The following is a 2,042-nucleotide window of genomic DNA, read 5'->3' as shown; positions in this document are numbered from 1 at the left end:
GGCGCGCCGCGACGACGCGGCGGCGTCCCGCGGGTGTCGCGCCGCCGGTCCCGCCGCCGCGGCGGCTCAGGCGGCCGGCGGCACCAGGCTGGTCCAGCCATGCGGGTCGTTGGTCCGCCCGTACTGGATGCCGGTGATGGTGTCGTAGAGCTTCTGCGTCAGCTCGCCGGTCTCGCCGCCATTGATCAGGATGTCCTCGCCCTTGTAGCCGAGGGTGCCGACCGGCGAGACCACGGCGGCGGTGCCGGTGCCCCACATCTCCCGCAGGGTGCCGTCGCGGCCGGCGGCCATGACCTCCTCGATGGCGATCGGCCGTTCCGTCACCTTGAGTCCCCAGTCGCGCATGAGTTGCAGCGCCGAGGCGCGGGTGACGCCGTCGAGGATGGTGCCGGCGAGCGGCGGCGTGATGACCTCGTCGCCGATGCGCAGCATGATGTTCATGGTGCCGACCTCGTCGAGGAAGCGCCGCTCGACGGCATCGAGGTAGAGCACCTGGGTGTAGCCGGCCTGCGCCGCATCCTGCTGCCCGGCCAGGCTGGCGGCGTAGTTGGCGGCCGTCTTCGCCTCGCCCGTGCCGCCCTTCACCGCCCGCACATGGCTGTCCGAGGCCAGGATGCGCACCGGCTTCACGCCTTCCCGGTAGTAGCTGCCGACCGGCGAGAGGATGAGGAAATAGAGGTAGCTGTGCGCCGGATGCACGCCGAGGAAGACGTCGGTCGCGATGATCGTCGGCCGCATGTAGAGCGAGGTGCCCGGCGCCCGCGGCACCCAGTCATGCTCCACGGCGACCAGCGCGTCGAAGCTCTGGCGGATGATGTCCACCGGCAGTTCCGGCATGCACATGATCTTGGCGGAGCGGTTCAGCCGCTCGGCATGGCGGTCGGCGCGGAACAGCCGCACCTGGCCATCGGCGCCGCGGAAGGCCTTCAGCCCGTCGAAGATCGCCTGGCCGTAGTGCAGGACCGAGGTCGCGGGGTCGAGGCTGAGCGGCGCATAGGGCACGATGCGCGGCGAATGCCAGCCCTCGCCCTCGGTGTAGTCCATCAGGAACATGTGGTCGGTCAGCACCTTGCCGAAGGCGAGCGTGTCGTCGGCCGGCTTCGGCTTCGTCGCGGTGCTGCGGGTGATCGGGAACTGGGCCATGCTTGCGTTGTCCTCTTGCGGTCCTGGGCCCGGCCGCCGCGCGGCGGGCATGGGCAGTCGGGGGGCGGCCGGGTCAGGCCGGCGGGGATACCCGGGCGGGGCCTGGCCGGGCTACCCTGGCCGGACCCTGGGCGACGCTGCTGAAAGGAACTACCGCCATGACCGCGTTCTCCCGCAACTTCCTTGCTCCTGAGGGGCCAAACTAGACCTGATCGGAAAAATGTGTCAACCTTGCTGACCAATACCGAGGCCTGAAGGGGCAGCATGCCAGCCATGCCGGAGAGGACGGAGACCAAGGGGGCGGAGCAGAAGGCGGAAGCGCAGGTCGGCGCGCCGGTGGGGGCCGGCCGCAACCTGCTCTTCCTGCGGGAGGAGGAGCTGCGCCTGGCGCAGGACCTGCTGTTCTTCGGCTACCGCGACTTCACCGCCGGCCCGGACCAGATCCTGGCGGAGCTCGGGATGGGGCGGGCGCATCACCGCGTGCTGCATTTCGTCGGCCGCCGGCCGGGGATCACTGTGGGGGAGCTGCTGGCGATCCTCGGCATCACCAAGCAGTCCCTCGCCCGGGTGCTGACCCCGATGGTGGAGCAGGACTACGTGCTCCAGACCACCGGCCGCAACGACCGCCGGCAGCGCCTGCTGACGCTGACGCCGAAGGGCGCCGAGCTGGAGCGGCGGCTGTTCGAGCGGCAGCGCGAATGGGTGATGCGCGCCTACCGGGAGGCGGGGCCGATCGCGGTGGAGGGCTTCCGCCGGGTGATGCACGGGCTGATGGGGCCGGAGGCCCGGTCGCAGCTCGAGCGGTTGGAGCAGCCGGCGGCGCCGAGGCCGCGGGGCGCGCCGCTGGCCCGCACCGGCTGACCGCGCCGCGCCGGCCCCGCTGCCCCGGGCCTCCTCTC

The 2,042-nt window shown here is 71.7% G+C and carries 2 protein-coding genes; one reads left to right on the top strand and one right to left on the bottom strand.

Features of this window, described 5'->3' with window-relative positions; genetic code table 11:
- Positions 1–66 precede the first annotated feature (66 nt).
- Positions 67–1,143 (bottom strand): branched-chain amino acid aminotransferase, encoded by a 1,077-nt coding sequence (locus tag E2C05_RS31290; protein WP_133223510.1) that lies wholly within the window; start codon positions 1,141–1,143, stop codon positions 67–69.
- 273 nt (positions 1,144–1,416) lie between these two features.
- On the opposite strand from E2C05_RS31290, the gene E2C05_RS31285 reads away from it, so the two are divergent.
- Entirely contained in the window at positions 1,417–2,004 is a 588-nt protein-coding gene (locus tag E2C05_RS31285) for a MarR family winged helix-turn-helix transcriptional regulator (protein WP_133223509.1), read from the top strand.
- Positions 2,005–2,042: the final 38 nt, after the last annotated feature.

This window comes from Paracraurococcus ruber (assembly GCF_004353985.1).
Lineage (GTDB): Bacteria > Pseudomonadota > Alphaproteobacteria > Acetobacterales > Acetobacteraceae > Paracraurococcus > Paracraurococcus ruber.
Note: the sequence above shows the minus strand (reverse complement) of the source record. Positions and strands in the feature narration are given on the sequence as shown.

Coding starts and splice junctions, on each gene's coding strand:
- E2C05_RS31290 (WP_133223510.1), bottom strand. CDS start 1,143: ATGGCCCAGTTCCCGATCACCCGCAGCACCGCGACGAAGCCGAAGCCG.
- E2C05_RS31285 (WP_133223509.1), top strand. CDS start 1,417: ATGCCGGAGAGGACGGAGACCAAGGGGGCGGAGCAGAAGGCGGAAGCG.